The organism is Lysobacter sp. HA18 (assembly GCF_054057595.1).
On record NZ_JBSRZL010000001.1, the window covers coordinates 770,346 to 788,835 of the forward strand.

Here is an 18,490-nt window from a genome sequence, read left to right on the forward strand (position 1 = left end):
CGAGGCGTGCGTGCGTCGTGCGATGCATCGAAGCAAGCGGCCGTTGTCGTCGCCGAATCAAGCTGCCGTCACAGCGGCACTCCTAGCCTGCGCGTCGCGGCGCCGTGCCGCACAGGAGCGACACGATGGCGACGAAGAAGACGAGCGGCCGCAAGACAGCGTCCACCAGCGCGAGCAAGGCGAGTAAAACCGCGGGCAAGGCCGCCGCACGCAAGACGGACAGCGGCAGTGCGAAGGGTCCGCCGAGCGGCACCGGTGATGCAGCGGCCGAAAAGATGGCGCAGACGCAGCAGGTCGCGGCCGCGATGCCGATGAACACGGCGAAGGCGGCCGAACACGCAAAGCGCGGCGCGATTCCGATCGCGCCCGAAGGCGACCACGTCGACATCGAACCCATCGTCGGCGCCAGCACGCTCACCGAGGTCAACGTCAACGACAAGGCCGGTGCGCCCGCCGGCATCGGCGAGAACCCGACGGTGGATCCGCTCGATCGCGTGCGCGTCGATTCGACCGGTCAGGCGCTCACCACCAACCAGGGCGTGCCGATTTCTGACAACCAGAACTCGCTGAAGGCCGGCCTGCGCGGTCCCGCGCTGCTCAAGGACTTCATCCTGCGCGAGAAGATCACGCACTTCGACCACGAGCGCATTCCCGAACGCATCGTGCATGCGCGCGGTTCGGGCGCGCACGGTTTCTTCGAAGCGTACGAGCCGATCACCGACATCACGATGGCCGCGCCGTTCCAGGCCGCAGGCAAGCGCACGCCGGTGTTCGTGCGTTTCTCCACCGTGGCCGGCGAGCGCGGCAGCAAGGACACCGCGCGCGACGTACGCGGCTTCGCGGTGAAGTTCTACACCGAGCAGGGCAACTGGGATCTCGTTGGCAACAACATCCCGGTGTTCTTCATCCAGGACGCGATGAAGTTCCCGGACCTCGTGCACGCCGTCAAACCCGAGCCGCATCACCAGATGCCGCAGGCGGCGAGCGCGCACGACACGTTCTGGGATTTCGTGTCGCTGATGCCCGAATCTACGCACATGCTGCTGTGGCAGATGAGCGACCGCGCGATCCCGCGCAGCTATCGCACCATGCAGGGCTTCGGCGTGCACACCTTCCGCATGGTCAATGCGAAGGGCCGCGCCGTCTTCGTCAAGTTCCACTGGACGCCGGTGCTCGGCACGCATTCGCTGGTCTGGGACGAAGCGGTCAAGATTTCCGGCGCCGATCCCGACTATCACCGTCGCGACCTGTGGGAAGCGATCGAAGCCGGGCAGTACCCGGAGTACGAACTCGGCCTGCAGGTGTTCACCGAGGAACAGGCCGAGCAATTCAGTTTCGACGTGCTCGATGCGACCAAGATCGTGCCGGAAGAACTCGTTCCGGTGCGCGCGGTCGGCCGCATGGTGCTCGATCGCAATCCCGACAACTTCTTCGCTGAGACCGAACAGGTCGCGTTCTGCACCGCGCACGTCATTCCGGGCATCGACTTCACCAACGATCCGTTGCTCGCCGGGCGCATCCATTCGTACGTCGATACACAGCTCACGCGTCTTGGTGGGCCGAACTTCCACGAGATTCCGATCAACGCGCCGATCGCGCCGATCCACAACAACCAGCGCGACGGCTTCCATCGCCAGGCGATCAATCGGCGGCCGCGTGTCGTACGAGCCCAACAGTCTTGCAGGCGGTTGTCCGTTCCAGGCGGGCGGCGCGGGTTTCGTCGCGTTCCCCGAACCGGTGGAAGGCAACGAAGTACGCGGCAAGCCCGAGAAGTTCGCCGAACACTTCAACCAGGCGCGCCTGTTCTTCGACAGCCAGACGCCGATCGAGCAGGCGCACATCATCGCGGCGTTCCGTTTCGAGCTCTCGAAGGTGACGGTGCCGGCCGTGCGCGAACGCGTGGTATCGATGCTCGCCAACGTGTCGGACATGCTGGCCGAGGGCGTTGCTGCAGGCCTTGGCATGGACGTGCCGGAACCGATGCCGCCGGTGCTCGCGAAGGCGCCCAAGCCCGAGGTCACGAGTTCCGATGCGCTATCGCTACTCGCGCGTCCCGGCGACGGCAGCATCCGCACGCGGCAGATCGCGCTGGTCGTCGCCGATGGTGTGGACGGTGCATCGGTCACCGCGATGCAGGCGGCATTGCTCGACGAAGGCGCGGTGCCGCGTCTGGTCGGCCCGCGCATCGGCCCGGTGCGCACGTCCGATGGCGGCGTGCTCGATGCCGATGCCTCGCTCGAGAACGAACCGGCGTTCCTGTTCGACGCGATCGTGCTGCCCGATGGCGCTGGCGCGGTCGACACGCTGCTCGCGAACGGGCGCACGCTGGAAGGCCTCAAGGATCAGTACCGCCACTGCAAGACCATCCTCGCGCTCGGCGAATCGCAGCGGCTCGTCGCCGCCGCCGGCCTGCCGACCGATCTGCCCGACGGCTCGCCGGACCCCGGCCTGCTGTTGATGGACGGCGGTGATGTCGACGCGGCGCTTGAAGCCTTCGTGCAGGCCGTCGCCATGCATCGCCATTGGGACCGCGAGACCGATCCGCCGCGCGTGTGACCTGTGCCGCGCCCGTCGCAATGGCGGGCGCGGTCGATATGGCGGCGCTGCGTGCCGATGGACGGCCTCCGCAGCGGCCGTCGCCATCGGATGATTCCGGCGCGCCATCCGGCGCGTCAGGGGAGTCTCCATGAAGGGCACGCTGTTCCTGCGCACCGGCATCCTGCTCCTGCTGGGCGGCATCGTGATGGGCATGGTCATGGGCGCAAGCCAGAACTTCACCTACGCGCCGGTGCATGCGCACCTCAACCTCGTCGGCGGCGTGCTGATGATGGTCGCGGGCCTGTTCTACAACTCGCGGCCCGACCTCGCCGGGCGCATGGTCACCGCGCACTACGTCACCCACACGCTGGGCGCGGTGCTGCTGCCGATCGGCATCTACGGTTCGATCGCCGGCCGCTCGTGGGCCGGGCCGGTGGTGGGCCCGGGCTCAGTGCTGGTGCTTCTCGCGCTGCTGCTGTTCGCGGTGAACCTGTTCAGGCGGGCCCCGCAGGCCGGCGCCGAACTGCTCGCTGCGTCGCGAAACCCTTGAGTGGCATGGCGTTGCGCCCGTCGGCTCACCCGGGCGTAACGTTATCTACACCGACGTCGGGGTATCGATAGCGTCATGCGCTTTCTCGATGCCGAAATCCGACCGATCGCCGCGACCGATGCTCTGTCGCCGCTGATCACCGCCACCGCCATCAGCGGCATGACCGCGCTGGTCAGCCTGCTCGTAGGCGGCAGCTGGGCGATCGCGATGAACCTGTTTCCGGGCGTCTTCATCGGCGCGCTGCTCGCGCAGGCCGGTGTGTCGCCGATGCGCACGCCGCGCGCGATGCTCGCCTGCCTGCCGGTGATCGGCCTGCTGATCGCAGGCAGCGGACAACTCGCGCAGTTCGTCGCCGCCTGACGCGGCCTTACGCGACGTCCGTCAGCGACGTCGCGCCAACCACCGATCGATACCCGCCGCAAACGCCTGGCGGTCGCGCGCGTGGAACGGCGCCGGCCCGCCGGTCTGCACGCCGGCCCCGCGCAACTCGTCCATGAAGTTCCGCATGGAGAGTCGCTCGGCGATGGTGTCTTTCGTGAACACCACGCCGTGCGGATTGATCGCCGTCGCACCGGCTTCGATCGCACGCGCGGCCAGCGGAATGTCCTGCGTCACCACCAGGTCGCCCGCGCGCACATGCGACGCGATTTCGTTGTCGGCCACGTCCGGCCCCTGCGGCATCTGGATCGCACGCAGCCACGGCGACGTCGGCAGGCGGATCCACTGGTTCGCGACGAACACCACGTGCACCTGCGCGCGGTTCGCCGCACGCACCAGAATGTCGCGCACCGGGCCCGGGCAGGCGTCCGCGTCGACCCAGATGCGCGGCGCTTCGTCGCTCACATGCGGCGCACGCGGAAGCGCTTGGCCTTGATGCGGCCTTCCTGCAGGCGCGACAGCGCACGCGCCGCGTGCTCGCGCTTCACTGCCACGTAGCTGCGCGTGGGGAACACGTCGATCTTGCCGATCGCATCGCCGGGCAGGCCCGCTTCGCCGGTGAGCGCGCCGACGATGTCGCCGGGGCGCAGTTTGTCGGTGCGGCCGCCGTCGATGCGCAGCGTATTCATCAGTGCGCGACGGCCCACGCCATTGCGCAACGGCGCGAGCGACGGCTTGCGCAGAACGGCATCAATGCCCAACGCGGTTTCGATGGCCGCAAGCCGCGAACGCTCGCGACCGGTGCACAGCGTGAGCGCAACGCCACCACGCCCCGCGCGACCGGTGCGGCCGATGCGATGCACGTAGGTGTCGGGGTCGCTCGGCACGTCGTAATTCACCACCAGGCCGAGGTCGTCGATATCCAGCCCGCGCGCGGCCACGTCGCTGGCCACCAGCACGTCGCAACTTCCATTGGCGAAGCGCACCAGCACTTCCTCGCGGTCGCGCTGCTCGATGTCGCCGTGCAATGCGAGCGCGTCGAAACCCAGGTGCGCGAGCGACGAGGCCACTTCATCCGCATCGCGCCGCATGTTGCAGAACACCACCGCGCGGCCGTCGGACTGTGCGAGCAATGCACCCGCAAGCGCGGCGACCTTCTGCGCGGGCTCGACCTCGACGAAGCGCTGCTCGATCGCCGGCGCATCGCTCTCGTCGCGAACATGCACTTCCACGGGTTCGCGCATCGACGCCTGCGCAACCTCGCGGATCGCATCGGGGAACGTCGCCGAGAACAGCAGCGTCTGCCGCGAGCGCGGCGTGGCTTTCACGATCTCGCGGATCTGTTCCTCGAACCCCATGTCGAGCATGCGGTCGGCTTCGTCCAGCACCAGCACGCCCACGTCGCGCAGGTTCAGCGCCTTCTTGCGCAGCAGCTCCTGCACGCGCCCCGGCGTGCCGACCACCACATGCGGCGCGTGCCCCAGCGACGCCAGCTGCGGCGCCAGCGCCACGCCGCCGGTGAGCGTGAGCAGCTTGAGGTTGGGCATGCCGGTGCCGAGCTTGCGCAGCGAGCGCGCCACCTGGTCGGCTAGCTCGCGCGTGGGGCAGAGCACCAGCGCCTGCAGCGCGATGCGCGACACGTCGAGCCGGTGCAGCAGCCCCAACCCGAACGCGACCGTCTTGCCGCTGCCGGTGGGCGCCTGCGCGATGACGTCGCGGCCGTCCAGCAACGCCGGCAGGCTGCGCGCCTGCACCGGCGTCATGCGCGTGTGGCCAGCCGCGGCGAGTCCGGCGAACAGCGTGGGGTCGAGGGCGAGATCGGAGAATTCGACGGCTTCGGTCATGCCACATGATACGGGGCGGGTCGGTTCAGCCCCGGTGGGCGTGGGCGACGCGGTGCGATTGGGCGGCCGTTTCATGCGAGGCGACGCCGAGCCGGCACGCGACATCGCCGGCGCGCTGCACGGCATGCGAGCCGCGCGGCGCGGCAGCCGTGCCGCAATGCGCGCCACGCATGGCGAAAAAAGCGCCACGCGTGCGGCGCGTGAGGGCGGCCGTGGCGCATATAGCGGCACGCGACGCGCCCACCACCGCAGCGATGGCGGAAAATGCGCCGCGCGCCGCGCCCGGTGCCGCTGCGTCGACACCCACCACGCCGCCAGAAACGCGAAAAGCCGCATCGCTGCGGCTTTCCGTGACACACCAACAAGTCGGCGGATCAGGCCGGTTCGGACGTCCTGATCGGCGGCACCACCGGGCCGATCGGCGCGGAAGGCTCGGCCGCTGCGCGCGCCACCTTGGCGAAGCGCGCGCCCAGGTCCTTGCGCAGGCCTTCCAGCCCCTGGTTCTTGCCGGCCACCTTCAGCAGCGCATAGCCCTGCAGTGCCGCGCTCATCACGTCGCTGCCGAGCATCGTCTCCGAGTCCTGCGCGCGCTCGGTGAGCCGCTGCAGGCGCTGCAGGCGCGGGCGAAGGCGGTCGATCGCATCGAGATCGGCGCGCACCTCGGCCAGCTTCAGGCTGGGCGGCACGATCTGCGGGTTCTGCTCGAGTACCGACAACGTCTGCCGGCAGAACGCCTCGCTCTTGCCGCCCATGCGCGCCAGCGACTTGCGCTTTTCCGCCTCCATGGACCCGAGCCCTGCGAGCTGCGCTTCGAGGTCGGTCAAGAGATTGTCGATCGCCATCAGCTGGCTATCGGGCAAGGGCAGGCTCAAAAGATTCTGATTACTCACGTGCGTTCCTTTGCATTCCATGTGATGGGTTGCCCGTCCGGCGTATGCCGACCCGGGCTCGAAGCCCCGCCGCCTTCCCTGCGGTCTTTGATGAGTTGTCGCCGAACGTCGTGTTGGCGGTGGAGCGGGGCGGAGTTTTGCAGACTCGGTCAGCCGACTCAACCGGTTCGGCTCGCCCCGTGAGACGAGCAACGGCACTATGGGCGGGTCGCGGGCCCGTCTGGCGCGCTCATGCCATTCCGGTCGCTGATGAACTCCACGAACCTCTCCGCCTTCATCTGGTCGGTCGCCGACCTTCTCCGCGGCGACTACAAGCCGCACGAATACGGCACGGTCATCCTGCCGTTCACCGTGCTGCGCCGCCTCGACTGCGTCTTGGCGCCCACCAAAGCCAAGGTGCTGGCGGAGTTCGATAAGCGCACGGCCGCCGGCGTCAATCCCGAGCCGTTCCTCAAGCGTGTCGTGGGCGCTGCCGGGTTCTACAACACGTCGAAGCTCGACCTGCCGACGCTACTGGGCGATCAGGACCACATCCGCCAGAACCTCTATGCGTACATCGAGGGCTTCTCGCTCGAGGCGCGCGACATCTTCGAGCGCTACGACTTCCACGCGCAGGTGGAGCGGCTCGCGAAGGCGGGGCTGCTGTATCTGGTGACCGAGAAGTTCGCCAACATCGATCTGCACCCCGACCGCGTGGACAACGCGCAGATGGGGCATGTCTTCGAGGAGTTGATCCGCAAGTTCGCCGAACTTTCAAACGAGACGGCCGGCGAGCACTTCACGCCGCGCGAAGTGATCCGGTTGATGGTCAACCTGATCTTCATCGAGGACGACGAGGTGCTGACACCGGGCTACGCAGTGGTGCGCACCATCTACGATCCCACCGCAGGCACCGGCGGCATGTTGTCCGTCGCGGCCGAGCACCTGCTGGAGCACAACCCGGCGGCACGCCTCACGTTGTTCGGGCAGGAACTCAATGACGAGTCCTATGCCATCTGCAAGGCAGACATGCTGATCCGCGGGCAGAACGTCGCCAACATCGTGCCGGGCAACACCCTGAGCGAAGACGGCCACGCGGGACGCCACTTCGACTACATGCTGTCCAACCCGCCTTTCGGCGTGGAGTGGAAGAAAGTCGAGAAGGTCGTTCGCGCCGAGCACGAGCAGAAGGGGTTCGACGGACGCTTCGGCCCTGGGCTGCCTCGCGTGTCCGACGGATCGATGCTCTTTCTTCTGCACCTGGTCGCCAAGATGGCGCCCGTGGTGAATGGCGAGGGCGGCAGCCGGTTCGGCATCGTGCTCAACGGCTCGCCACTGTTCACAGGTGGCGCTGGTTCCGGTGAAAGCGAGATCCGCCGCTACCTGCTGGAGAACGATCTGGTGGAGGCGATCATCGGCCTGCCCACCGACATGTTCTACAACACCGGCATTGCGACCTATGTCTGGATCGTCTCCAACAAGAAGCCGGCACATCGGCGTGGGTACGTGCAGCTGATCGATGCCGGGACCTTCTGGCAGAAGATGCGCAAGAGCCTCGGCAGTAAGCGCAAGGAAATGGGCGACGCACACATCGCCGAGGTCACCCGTTTGTTCGGTGGCTTCGCCGAGGCCGACCTAGTCACCGTGCTGAATAGCGAAGGCAAGGAAACAGCGCGCCACGTGCTGCGCGATGGCGACACCGTACCTGAAGCGCCGCAGGGCGGAAAGGTGAAACGCGCGCCTCTGGCACGCCGGTTCTGCAACGAGGCATTCGGTTACACCACCATCATCGTCGAGCGCCCGCAACGCGACCCCGCCGGCAACGTCCTGCTGATCGCTAAGGGCAAACAGAAGGGGCAGCCGCAACCCGACAGCAGCCTGCGCGATACCGAGAACGTGCCGCTGGGTGAGGACATCCGCGCGTACTTCGAGCGTGAGGTGTTGCCGCACGCACCTGATGCGTGGATCGACGAGGCCAAGAGCAAGGTCGGCTACGAGATCCCGTTCAACCGCCACTTCTATGTGTTCGAGCCGCCGCGTTCGCTTGAGGAAATTGACGCGGAGCTGAAGCAGGTCGCCGGGAACATCATGCGGATGCTGGGGGAGCTGGCGGAATGAGTTTGCCGAAGTATGCGGAGTACAAGCACAGCGGCGTGCCATGGATCGGGACCATACCGAGCGAATGGCAGGTGACGCCGTTACTCGGAATTGCGCGCGAGCGGTACGAATCGAATCATGGAATGAAAGAAGCAAACCTTCTTTCCCTAAGCTATGGACGTATTGTCCAAAAGGACATGGCGTCCAACGACGGTTTGCTTCCAGAATCGTTCGAGACCTATCAGATTGTGCGGCCGGGGGATGTCGTATTTCGGCTGACCGATCTGCAGAACGACAAGCGGAGCCTTCGTACTGCGCCAGTTTTGGAAGTCGGGATCATTACGTCGGCGTATCTAGCCATCGAGCCGCAGGACATCGATAGCGGCTACTTCTCCCATCTCCTTCGAAGCTACGACCTGAGCAAGGTCTTCTATTCCATGGGTGGCGGACTACGGCAGTCGATGAAGTACGACGACGTAAAGCGTTTGCCGGTACTGGTTCCCACTGTGGCGGAGCAGCGGAGTATTGCGAGTTTCCTCGCTCGCGAAACCGCCAAGATCGACGCGCTGATCGCCGAGCAGGAAAAGCTGCTGGCGCTGCTGGCCGAAAAGCGCCAGGCGACCATCTCCCACGCCGTCACCCGCGGTCTCAACCCCAACGTCCCGATGAAGGACTCCGGCATCCCGTGGCTGGGTGATGTGCCGGCGCATTGGGACATGCTGACGTTAAAGCGTGATCTTGCATTTCTGACTAGTGGCTCCCGCGGATGGGCAGAGCACTACGCTGACCAAGGTGCGCTGTTCCTCCGAATTGGGAATCTCACACGAGATCGCGTGGAGCTGGACCTTGGCGATATCCAGCGTGTTGCTCCACCTGTAGGTTCAGAGGGCGAGCGCACAAAGGTCGAGCCGGGCGACGTCCTCTTCTCAATCACTGCGTATTTGGGATCTGTTGCAGTTGTTCCGGAGCGGCTGGAAGCGGCATACGTCAGCCAGCACGTCGCGCTTGCTCGCCTGCAGGGTTCCAGGCTTCTGCCGAAATGGGTGGCGTATGCAACGTTGTCGCGCGTGGGCGCCACGTACCTGGCCACCCAGGGTTACGGCGGTACCAAGGTCCAGCTCAGCCTTGACGACATTGCTTGCCTGCCGATCACGGCCCCGCCTCTCGAGGAACAGCAGAGGACGATTGATGTTGTCGAATCGGAGCTTGAAAAGTTGGAGAGGGTTCGTCTCCGTTCGGTAACTGCCGTCGGCTTATTGCGCGAGCGCCGAAATGCGCTGGTTACCGCCGCGGTCACCGGCCAGATCGACGTGCGCGACTACGTCTCTCAAGGTTGCGCTGCATGACCGAGAAAAGCACGGCGATCGTCGCCTTCCTCGCCAGCCTCTTGCCGCTGTACGACCGTGAGCAGTACGAAGGCGCGGATGGCGCGCGTTCTTTGCAGGACGGGACGGTGATCCTGCCAGTCGACGAATCGGACTGGGACGAGGAGCGCGGCACTGTGCGCGCCCACTGGCAGGGCGATCCGCGCCGCGAGAGCATTGTCGAGGGCGAAATGCTCGCCGCGATTGCACTTGAGCGTTACGTTCGTCTACATGGCATCGGTGCGCCCGAAGAAGCGATCGCCGCCGAGTTGTGGTTCATGGCGAGACACTTCCATTTCAAGACCGGCTGCACCGCCTACCTGCCGCAACTCGCCGAGCCACCGTCCGCGTGGATGCGGGCCGGCAAGACCGCAATGGAGTTCGGCCGCGGCATCCTCGTCAATCTCCTGAGCAAGCCGTTCGGAGCCTGAGCAATGAAGCCGCATCCGCAGACGATCCAGATTTTCCTGCCCACTGGCGATCCACAGGGTATTCGGGTGGCGGAGATCACGACTCGCATCGTGAGAGTGATCGAAGTGCCACGAAGTGACCTGGCCGAGTTCCTGGCGGCGCCAGAGTCGGAACAGGTGGGCGTCTATTTCCTATTTGGTGAGGACGAGGCCAGTGGTCGGCCCATGACTTATATCGGCCAGACAGGCTCTCTCCGCACGCGTCTCGCACAACACAACGCGCACAAGGACTTCTGGAATCGCGCCGTTATCGCACTTTCGCTTACAAACAGCCTGACCAACACACATGCGAGCTTTCTGGAGTGGCTTTCAATCCAGAAGGCGCAGAAGGCGGCGCGCTACGTTTTGGAGAACGGAAACGCTGGAGGCCGGCCGCACACGCCGCCACCGTTGCTCGCGGACTGCACGGAGATACACGAGACGATTCGCGTGCTACTGGCCACGCTCGGCTATCCCTTGTTCGAAGCTGTAGCGCGCCGTGCTCTCGAGCCGATCGTTGCTGAGGGCGCTGTACTGCACGAGCAGCCGGAGCCTATGCCGACGGAACTGGAAGCCCGACGCTTGTACTTCTGTGCGGGTCGGGAGGCTGAGGCGCGCGGGATCTACACCAATGAGGGGTTCGTGGTCCTTGCCGGATCAACGGCGCGCGCCGAGGCGGTGTCTTCCTTCCAGCCGACTGGGTATTACCGGCAGCGGGAGCAGCTGATACAGGAGGGGGCGCTAGCGGCCGAAGGGGCGCGGCTGCGCTTTGTGAGGGACACGCTTTTCAAGTCGCCCAGCGCGGCGGCGGCGTGCGTGCTCGGCCGCACTGCGAACGGGCCACTGGAATGGCGGGACGCCAACAGCGTCACGCTGTGGGAGCACGAGATGAAGCCGCTGGAAGCGGCTGCGGAAGCCAGAACATCAATCGATGTCAGCGTATGACTGATCTGCGTCGCGAGTGTGCCGTCCTCGACCGACTAGTGACCGATATCGCTCGGCTGGCAAGCGCAAACGTGGTTGCGTCCGTCGTCGCGCATTTGAACGGGCTGCCCGGGGCGATGGATGAAGGCCGCTCTACGGCGTGGGATGAGATCTGTGTGCAGGTCCAAAGCGGTGAATCGCTGGAGTGGGAGAGCTATCGGCTGACTCTGGAGCAGGCTGCCCGCGGCGCCATTTTCCAGCTGGCGACGGCAATGCAGCAGGCGCTGTCACTGCAGACCGCGGATGGCATGGAGTGGATAGATGTCGGCCGCGACGATGAGGTTCCGGTGTACGAAGATGCCGTCGTGCAGCACGTCGTCGTTGAGGTTCTGGCGTTGGCCGGTTCCTATACGTCAGCCGCAATGGGCAATTGCCAGAGCGGTGGAATGGCAGATGACGCCGAGTGACGCTACGGCTTTGGGCCGCCAGCAGGCGATTCCATTTCTATCCGAACAGGAGCCGGTATGAGCCTGCATCAGGAAGTCCATTTCGAGCGCGAGATCTGCGACCACCTCGCCGCGCACGGCTGGCTCTACGCCGAAGGCGACGCCGCGCAGTACGACCGTGAGAGCACGGTTTTCTTGCCCGATCTGCTGGCCTGGATCGAAGCCACCCAGCCCGATAGCTGGCATCGCCTCGTCAAAACGCACGGCCCGCAGCTGCGCGACCGCCTCGCGCAGCGCGTGCGCAAGAGCCTGGACGAGCGCGGTACGTTGGACGTACTGCGCCACGGCGTGGAGATGCTTGGCCTGAAGGCGCCGCTGTCGCTGGTGCAGTTCAAGCCGGCACTGGCGATGAATGAAGCCATCAGCACCGCGTACGAGGCCAACCGCCTGCGTGTGGTGCGGCAGGTGCGGCATTCGCTCAACAACCCGCTGGAAGCGATCGACCTGGTGCTGTTCGTCAATGGCGTCGCAGTCGCTACGGCTGAGCTGAAGTCGGACTTCACCCAGTGCGCGGGGGACGCGGTGGACCAGTACCGGCACGACCGCAACCCGCAGCCGAAAGGCGGGCGTGTCGAACCGTTGCTGTCCTTCCCCGGTGGCGCACTCGTCCACTTTGCGGTGAGCCAGGCCGAAGTAATGATGACCACGCGGCTGGCGGGTACGGAGACATCCTTCCTGCCGTTCAACCGCGGCAACGATGGCGGCGCGGGCAATGCGCCGAACCCGGAGGGCTTCGCGACCAGCTACCTGTGGGAAGAGGTCTGGGCGCGCGACGGCTGGCTGGAGATCCTTGGCCGCTACCTGATCGGCAAGCGCGACGAGAAGAAGCAAATCAGAGCGGTGATCTTTCCGCGCTATCACCAGCTGGACGCCACGCGAAAGCTCGTAGCCGACGTGCGCGGGAACGGCGTGGGCGAGCGTTACCTGATCCAGCATTCGGCCGGCTCGGGCAAAACCAACTCGATTGCATGGACCGCGCACTTCCTCGCCGACCTGCACGACGCCGAGCGGAAGAAGGTGTTCGACAGCGTGCTGGTGGTGTCCGACCGCACCGTGCTGGACGCGCAGCTGCAGGAAGCCATCTTCGACTTCGAGCGCAACGCCGGCGTGGTGGCCAGTATCACCAGCGAGCGCGGCGCCAAAAGCGCGCAGCTGGGGCAGGCGCTGAAGGACGGCAAGAAGATCATCGTCTGCACGATCCAGACCTTTCCGTTCGCGCTGCAGGCCGTGCAGGAACTGGCTGCGACGGAAGGCAAGCGGTTCGCGGTGATCGCAGACGAGGCGCACAGCTCGCAGACGGGGCAGTCGGCCTCCAAGCTGAAGGAGTTGCTCAGCGCGCAGGAATGGGCCGATCTGCAGGACGGCGGTGAAGTCGATACCGAAGTGATGCTCGCCGCGCAGATGGGCGCGCGCAGTGCATCGTCGGGTCTGACCTACGTGGCGTTCACCGCCACTCCGAAGGCGAAGACGCTGGAACTGTTCGGCCGGCCCGGGCCCGACGGGCTGCCGCAGCCGTTCCATGTGTATTCGATGCGGCAGGCGATCGAGGAGGGGTTCATCCTCGACGTGCTGAAGAACTACACGCCGTACGACCTCGCGTTCCGGCTGGCCCACAACGGGCAGGAGTTCGACAACACCGAGGTCGAACGCAGCACCGCGATGAAGGGGATCATGCAGTGGGTCCGCCTGCACCCGTACAACATCGCGGCCAAAGTGCAGGTGGTTGTCGAGCACTACCGCGAGAACGTGCAGCCGCTGCTCGATGGGCAAGCCAAGGCGATGGTGGTGGTCGGCTCGCGCCTCGAAGCCGTGCGCTGGCAGAAGGCGATCCGCGAATACATCGAGCGCCAGCGTTATGCGCTGGGCGTGCTGGTCGCGTTCTCGGGGGAGATCGATGACCCGGCGAGCTATCCCGATCCCGTAAGCGAGACCAGCAAGGCGCTGAATCCGACGCTCAACGGCCGCGATATCCGCGAGGCGCTCGCGCGGCCGGAGTTCCACCTGTTGCTGGTAGCGAACAAGTTCCAGACCGGCTTCGACCAGCCGCTGCTGTGCGGCATGTACGTGGACAAGCGCCTTGCCGGCATCCAGGCGGTGCAGACGCTGTCGCGCCTGAATCGCGCGCACCCGGGCAAGGACACCACCTACATCCTCGACTTCCAGAACGATCCGGCGGAAGTGCTGCAGGCGTTCAAGACGTACTACGAGTCGGCAGAGCTGGAGGCCGCGACAGATCCAAATCTCGTCTACGACCTGCGCGCGAAGCTCGACGCGAGCGGCCACTACGACGAGTTCGAGGTGGACCGCGTCGCGAAGGTCGAACTTGATCCGAACGCGAAGCAGGCCCAACTCGCGGCGGCGATCCAGCCCGTCGCCGATCGCCTCCTCAAACGCTACAAGGCCGCCCAGCAGGATCGGGCCGCCGCCGAAGCCGCCGGTAATTCCTCAGCTGCTCAGACTGCCAAGGACGCGCTCGACGCGCTGATGCTCTTCAAGGGCGATCTCGGTACGTTCAACCGCGTCTATGCGTTCCTGTCGCAGATGTTCGACTACGGCAATACCGCGATCGAAAAGCGCTTCCTGTTCTACAAGCGCCTGCTGCCTTTGCTGGAGTTCGGACGCGAACGCGACACGGTCGACCTGTCGAAGGTGGTGCTGACGCATCACACGCTGCGAAGTGGCGGCAAGCAGGCGATGAGTCTCAACGCCGATGGCGGCTACAAGCTGCCCGCAATGGATGCCGCGGGCAGCGGCCACGTCCAGGAGAAGGAGCAAGCCTATCTCGCGGAGATCATCGAGAAGGTCAACGGCCTGTTCGAGTCGCAGGTTAGCGACGGCGACAAGCTGGTCTACGTCAATGGCGTGATCAAGGGGAAGCTGGCTGAGAACGAACGTTTGCTCGAGCAGTCGGTAGTCAACAGCAAGTCACAGTTTGCGAATTCACCGGACCTGCGTGCCGCGCTGATGGACGCGATCATCGATGCCGAAGGCGCACATACCGCGATGAGCACCGAGGCGATCAATTCGGAGCGCCTGCGCGAAGGGCTGCTCGACTTCCTCTTGGGCCCCGGGCAGCTGTACGAGATGCTCAGAGCCAAAGGGCAGGCGCGCGCTGCAGCGCCGTAGCCGTGTATCGCGACCTCTAACTGGAACGGTACCCTCATGAAAACTCGCCTGCATTCGCACGACGATGGACTTCGCCGCTTGGCTGTTCTCATCGACGCCGACAACGCGCAGCCGTTGGTGATCGAGGGGTTGCTCGATGAGGTCGCGAAGTACGGGGTCGCGAGCGTGAAGCGGATCTATGGCGATTTCACCTCGAATCAGCAATCCAGCTGGAAGAAAGCGCTTCTGACGCACTCCATCCAGCCGGTGCAGCAATTTGCATACACGACGGGAAAGAACGCCACCGATTGCTCGCTGATCATCGACGCGATGGACCTGATGTACACGCGTCGATTCGACGGCGTCTGTCTTGTGTCCAGTGATAGCGACTTCACTCGGCTGGCGCAGCGGTTACGCGAGGAAGGCCTGACCGTATACGGCTTTGGCGAGCGCAAGACGCCCGAGGCATTCCGGACCGCCTGCGACAAGTTCATCTACACGGAAGTGTTGCGGGCGGAGCTGCCTGCGCCAGCCGCGGCGGTGAACATGTCGAAGTCGGCGGCGAAGCCCGCGCCGGCCGCCCCGCAGCCAGTGGTCGCACCCACGGCGCCTTTGCCCGTACCGGTGGACCTGATCCGTCAGGCCATCGACGAGGCGTCCGACGAAGAAGGGTGGGCGCACTTGGGTGCGGTGGGGCACTACCTCAACAAAATTCGATCCGACTTCGACCCGCGGCTGTATGGCAAGAAGAAGTTGAGCGACCTTCTGCGACTTCATCCGAAGGCGTTTCGACTTGAAGAGCGATCGGGACCCGGCGGTCAGGGCCCATCTTTGTATGCGCGTCTACTAGGCTGAGGCCGCGACCTTCATCGCTCCGCCGTAATCGACGAGGTTGCTAGGCTCATGCGATGACGCCCGAAACCGACCCCCGCGTCGCCGCTCTCCACCGCCGCAAGCGCATCGCCGCCGCGTTGCTCATCTTCGCCGCGCTCGTCCTGCTCGCAGCACGCATCGCGCAGCAGCACACGCCGCACTGGTCCCTCAGCCTCCTCGCCGCCATGGCCGAGGCCGCGCTTGTCGGTGGGCTCGCCGACTGGTTCGCCGTCGTCGCGTTGTTCCGCCATCCGCTCGGGCAGCGCTGGATTCCGCACACGGCGATCATTCCCACGCGCAAGGACGCCATCGGCGAGAGCCTGGCGGATTTCGTCTGCAACCATTTCCTCGGGCGCGAGCAGGTGGCGGAGAAGTTGCGCGAGGTCGACATCGGCGGCGCGCTGGCGCGTCGGCTTGCGGATCCGGTGACGGCGCAGAAGGTGGGGCGCGTGGTCGCGCGCGGTGCGTCGCGGTTTCTGGATGTGCTGTCGGACGAGCGCCTGCTGCGCTTCGTGCACGACCTTTCGCGCGACAAGTTGCGCAGGCTCGATCTGTCGGGGCTCGCGGCGCTCGGCATCGAGCGCTTCACCGCGGACGGCCGGCACCAGGCGCTGGTGACGGACCTGCTGCGCTTCGTGTCGGAGAAGCTGCAATCCCCGGAGGTGCAGGACGAGGTAAAGCGCCGCGTGGGGCGCGAAGTGGGGCGGGTGATGAGTTGGCTCGGCGCGGATGCGTACGCGGCGAACCGCTTGATCTCGGCGGGCATCGACCTGATCGGCGAGATGGCCGAAGACCCCGACCACGAGATGCGCCAGTACGTCGAGCGGCAGGTGCAGGACCTGGTGGTGCGCCTACGCAGCGACGAACGACTGCGCGACGATATTGCCGAGTACCGCGACCGCCTGCTCGACGGCGACGAGTTCGCGACCTACGTGCGTGCGTTGCTGATGGACGTGGTGCAGTGGGTGCACGAGGACGCGGCCAAGCCCGATTCGGTGATCGCCGATCGCGTGGCGCGCGGCATCGCGGAGGTCGGCGCACGCCTGCTCGATGACGCGGACATGCGCGCGTGGATCAGCAGCGGCGTGCGCGAGACGATCGAACCGCTGATCGACGAGCATCGCGACAGCATCCGCACGTTCATCGTCGAACGCATCCATCGCTGGAACGCGGAGGAAATGACGCGCGAGATGGAGCTGGCGGTCGGCAGCGACCTGCAGTTCATCCGCTACAACGGCACCGCGGTGGGTGCGCTGATCGGCGGGCTGATCTTCGCCGTCGTGCAGGTCGCCGGGTTGGGCGGCTGAGCGCGCGCCCGCAGCGGCGGTTCTGAGGTTCGTTCTTGCTGCCGGCTATCGCGCGGTAGCGCGTCGCTGAAAGCTTCGGGTTCGCGCAGGAAGGCGACCCGCGACCCGATCGTTTGTGTGGAGGTTGCGGCCGCGGCGGGTAGCCCGCGTCACGACGCCGCCACGGCACGACGCCGGTCTCGGCACGCATGCATCCGTCCGTCTACGCTTGGCCGATCGATCACCGAGGCTTCCGCCATGCGCCGCACGCTTCCCGCACTCGCCCTGATGCTCGCCACCCCGGCCTTCGCCGCCGACGCGCCGCAACCGCCGGCCGGCAACCCCAAGCTCTACGACATCGGCACCGCGCCGTCGGCGGCGCGTATCGAGGCCGACGTGCGCAAGCTGGTGTCGTTCGGCACGCGGCACACGCTGTCGGACCAGACGTCGGATACGCGCGGGATCGGTGCGGCGACGCGGTGGATCTATGCGGAGTTCCAGCGCATCTCGAAGGACTGCGGCGGCTGCCTGGACGTGCGCTATGTCGAAGGCACGGTGCAGGGCGAGCCGCGCATTCCCGGGCCGCTCAAGGTGATCAGCGTGATCGCGATCCAGCGCGGCACGTCGGACCCGAACCGTTACGTGATGATGAGCGGCGACATCGATTCGCGCGTGTCGGACGTGATGAATTCAACGTTGGACGCACCGGGTGCGAACGACAACGCATCGGGCATGGCGGGCACGATCGAAGCCGCGCGCGTGCTGACGAAGTACAAGTTCCCGGCGTCGATCGTGTACGGCGCGCTGTCGGGCGAAGAACAGGGCCTGTTCGGCGGCAAGTTCGTCGCGGCCGAGGCGAAGAAGAACGGCTGGCGCCTCGAGGCCGAACTCAACAACGACATGATCGGCAACTCGTCGGGCATCAACGGTGTTGTCGACAACACCACGGCACGCGTGTTCTCCGAAGGCGTGCGCATCGTCGAGACGGCGGACGAAGCCAAGCAGCGTCGCTTCGAAGGCGGCGAAGACGATTCGCCGTCGCGCAACCTCGGCCGTTACATCGACCGCATGGCCGATTACGTGCCCAACCTCGACGTGATGATGGTCTACCGGCTCGATCGCTTCGGTCGCGGCGGCCACCATCGCCCGTTCAACGAGGCCGGGTATCCGGGCGTGCGCGTCATGGAGACGAACGAGAATTACGACCGCCAGCACCAGGACGTGCGCGTCGAGAACGGCAAGCACTACGGCGATGTCATCGAGGGCGTGGACTTCGGCTACGCGGCCAAGCTCACCGCGCTCGATGCCGTCAGCCTTGCGTCCATGGCATGGGCGCCGCCGCCGCCGGCGGGCGTCAAGGTGGAAGGCGCGGTCACCGCCGACACCAAACTTACGTGGACGCGCCCGAGTGCTGCGCAAGCGCCGAACCTCGCCGGCTACAAGGTCTACTGGCGCCTCACCACCGACCCGCAGTGGACGCACAGCCGCTGGGTGGGCGACGTCACCGCGTACACGCTGAAGAACGTGGTCATCGACAACTACTTCTTCGGCGTGGCGGCCGTGGCGAAGGACGGCACCGAAAGCCCGGTGGTGTTCCCCGGCGCGGCCGGCAGCTTCGGCGGCTACTGAACGGCTCAGTCCGCTAGGTGAACGGTTCGGCGCGCCTGTTGCGACCGGACCGTTCCATACTGGGCGCCTCTCCCCCCG

At 65.7% G+C, this 18,490-nt stretch carries 15 protein-coding genes and 2 pseudogenes; 13 read left to right on the forward strand and 4 right to left on the reverse strand.

Annotation, left to right across the window (positions count from 1 at the left end; all coding sequences use genetic code 11):
- Positions 1–458: 458 nt before the first annotated feature.
- The 4 genes and pseudogenes from ACVWWW_RS03840 to ACVWWW_RS03855 form a co-directional block, all read left to right on the forward strand.
- Positions 459–2,061, forward strand: a pseudogene (locus ACVWWW_RS03840) (catalase); the annotation flags it as partial.
- 24 nt (positions 2,062–2,085) lie between these two features.
- Positions 2,086–2,556 (forward strand): annotated as a pseudogene (locus tag ACVWWW_RS03845) (DJ-1/PfpI family protein); the annotation flags it as partial.
- 130 nt (positions 2,557–2,686) lie between these two features.
- Positions 2,687–3,088, forward strand: coding sequence for a hypothetical protein (locus ACVWWW_RS03850; protein ID WP_027083802.1), 402 nt, complete (start codon positions 2,687–2,689; stop codon positions 3,086–3,088).
- Positions 3,089–3,163: 75 nt separating this feature from the next.
- Complete coding sequence (locus ACVWWW_RS03855; protein WP_027083801.1) at positions 3,164–3,448, forward strand: hypothetical protein; 285 nt, start codon at positions 3,164–3,166, stop codon at positions 3,446–3,448.
- A 21-nt stretch (positions 3,449–3,469) separates the two neighbouring features.
- Here the strand turns inward: ACVWWW_RS03855 and ACVWWW_RS03860 are convergent, their stop codons facing one another.
- From ACVWWW_RS03860 to ACVWWW_RS03875, 4 genes are all read right to left on the reverse strand, one after another.
- Positions 3,470–3,931: a YaiI/YqxD family protein gene (locus tag ACVWWW_RS03860; protein WP_027083800.1), complete on the reverse strand. Its 462-nt coding sequence runs from the start codon at positions 3,929–3,931 to the stop codon at positions 3,470–3,472.
- A complete protein-coding gene (gene dbpA / locus ACVWWW_RS03865) occupies positions 3,928–5,310 on the reverse strand; it encodes an ATP-dependent RNA helicase DbpA (protein WP_027083799.1) in 1,383 nt (460 codons plus the stop codon). The genes ACVWWW_RS03860 and dbpA overlap by 4 nt, the downstream gene beginning before the upstream one ends.
- 25 nt (positions 5,311–5,335) lie before the next feature.
- Positions 5,336–5,617, reverse strand: a complete 282-nt coding sequence (locus ACVWWW_RS03870; protein WP_155914434.1) for a hypothetical protein — start codon at positions 5,615–5,617, stop codon at positions 5,336–5,338.
- 67 nt (positions 5,618–5,684) lie between these two features.
- On the reverse strand, positions 5,685–6,200 hold the full coding sequence (locus tag ACVWWW_RS03875) for a hypothetical protein (protein ID WP_196804414.1): 516 nt from the start codon (positions 6,198–6,200) through the stop codon (positions 5,685–5,687).
- A 249-nt stretch (positions 6,201–6,449) separates the two neighbouring features.
- On the opposite strand from ACVWWW_RS03875, the gene ACVWWW_RS03880 reads away from it, so the two are divergent.
- The 9 genes from ACVWWW_RS03880 to ACVWWW_RS03920 all read left to right on the forward strand — a co-directional run bounded on the left by ACVWWW_RS03880 (position 6,450) and on the right by ACVWWW_RS03920 (position 18,412).
- The gene (locus tag ACVWWW_RS03880) at positions 6,450–8,297 is read left to right on the forward strand and encodes an HsdM family class I SAM-dependent methyltransferase (protein ID WP_027083797.1); all 1,848 of its coding nucleotides are present in this window, start codon (positions 6,450–6,452) and stop codon (positions 8,295–8,297) included.
- A complete protein-coding gene (locus ACVWWW_RS03885; RefSeq protein WP_027083796.1) occupies positions 8,294–9,622 on the forward strand; it encodes a restriction endonuclease subunit S in 1,329 nt (442 codons plus the stop codon). The genes ACVWWW_RS03880 and ACVWWW_RS03885 overlap by 4 nt, the downstream gene beginning before the upstream one ends.
- Positions 9,619–10,071 carry a hypothetical protein gene (locus tag ACVWWW_RS03890; protein WP_051235524.1) on the forward strand — a complete coding sequence of 151 codons (453 nt, stop codon included), beginning with the start codon at positions 9,619–9,621 and terminating at the stop codon, positions 10,069–10,071. Before ACVWWW_RS03885 ends, ACVWWW_RS03890 begins: the two co-directional genes overlap by 4 nt.
- 3 nt (positions 10,072–10,074) lie before the next feature.
- On the forward strand, positions 10,075–11,034 hold the full coding sequence (locus ACVWWW_RS03895; protein ID WP_036143181.1) for a GIY-YIG nuclease family protein: 960 nt from the start codon (positions 10,075–10,077) through the stop codon (positions 11,032–11,034).
- Positions 11,031–11,480, forward strand: a complete 450-nt coding sequence (locus ACVWWW_RS03900) for a hypothetical protein (protein WP_027083795.1) — start codon at positions 11,031–11,033, stop codon at positions 11,478–11,480. Before ACVWWW_RS03895 ends, ACVWWW_RS03900 begins: the two co-directional genes overlap by 4 nt.
- 57 nt (positions 11,481–11,537) lie before the next feature.
- Positions 11,538–14,645 carry a DEAD/DEAH box helicase family protein gene (locus ACVWWW_RS03905; RefSeq protein WP_027083794.1) on the forward strand — a complete coding sequence of 1,036 codons (3,108 nt, stop codon included), beginning with the start codon at positions 11,538–11,540 and terminating at the stop codon, positions 14,643–14,645.
- A 36-nt stretch (positions 14,646–14,681) separates the two neighbouring features.
- Positions 14,682–15,479 carry an NYN domain-containing protein gene (locus ACVWWW_RS03910; RefSeq protein ID WP_036143178.1) on the forward strand — a complete coding sequence of 266 codons (798 nt, stop codon included), beginning with the start codon at positions 14,682–14,684 and terminating at the stop codon, positions 15,477–15,479.
- 53 nt (positions 15,480–15,532) lie between these two features.
- Positions 15,533–16,804, forward strand: coding sequence for a DUF445 domain-containing protein (locus tag ACVWWW_RS03915; protein WP_027083792.1), 1,272 nt, complete (start codon positions 15,533–15,535; stop codon positions 16,802–16,804).
- 237 nt (positions 16,805–17,041) lie between these two features.
- Entirely contained in the window at positions 17,042–18,412 is a 1,371-nt protein-coding gene (locus ACVWWW_RS03920) for a M28 family metallopeptidase (RefSeq protein ID WP_027083791.1), read from the forward strand.
- Positions 18,413–18,490 lie beyond the last annotated feature (78 nt).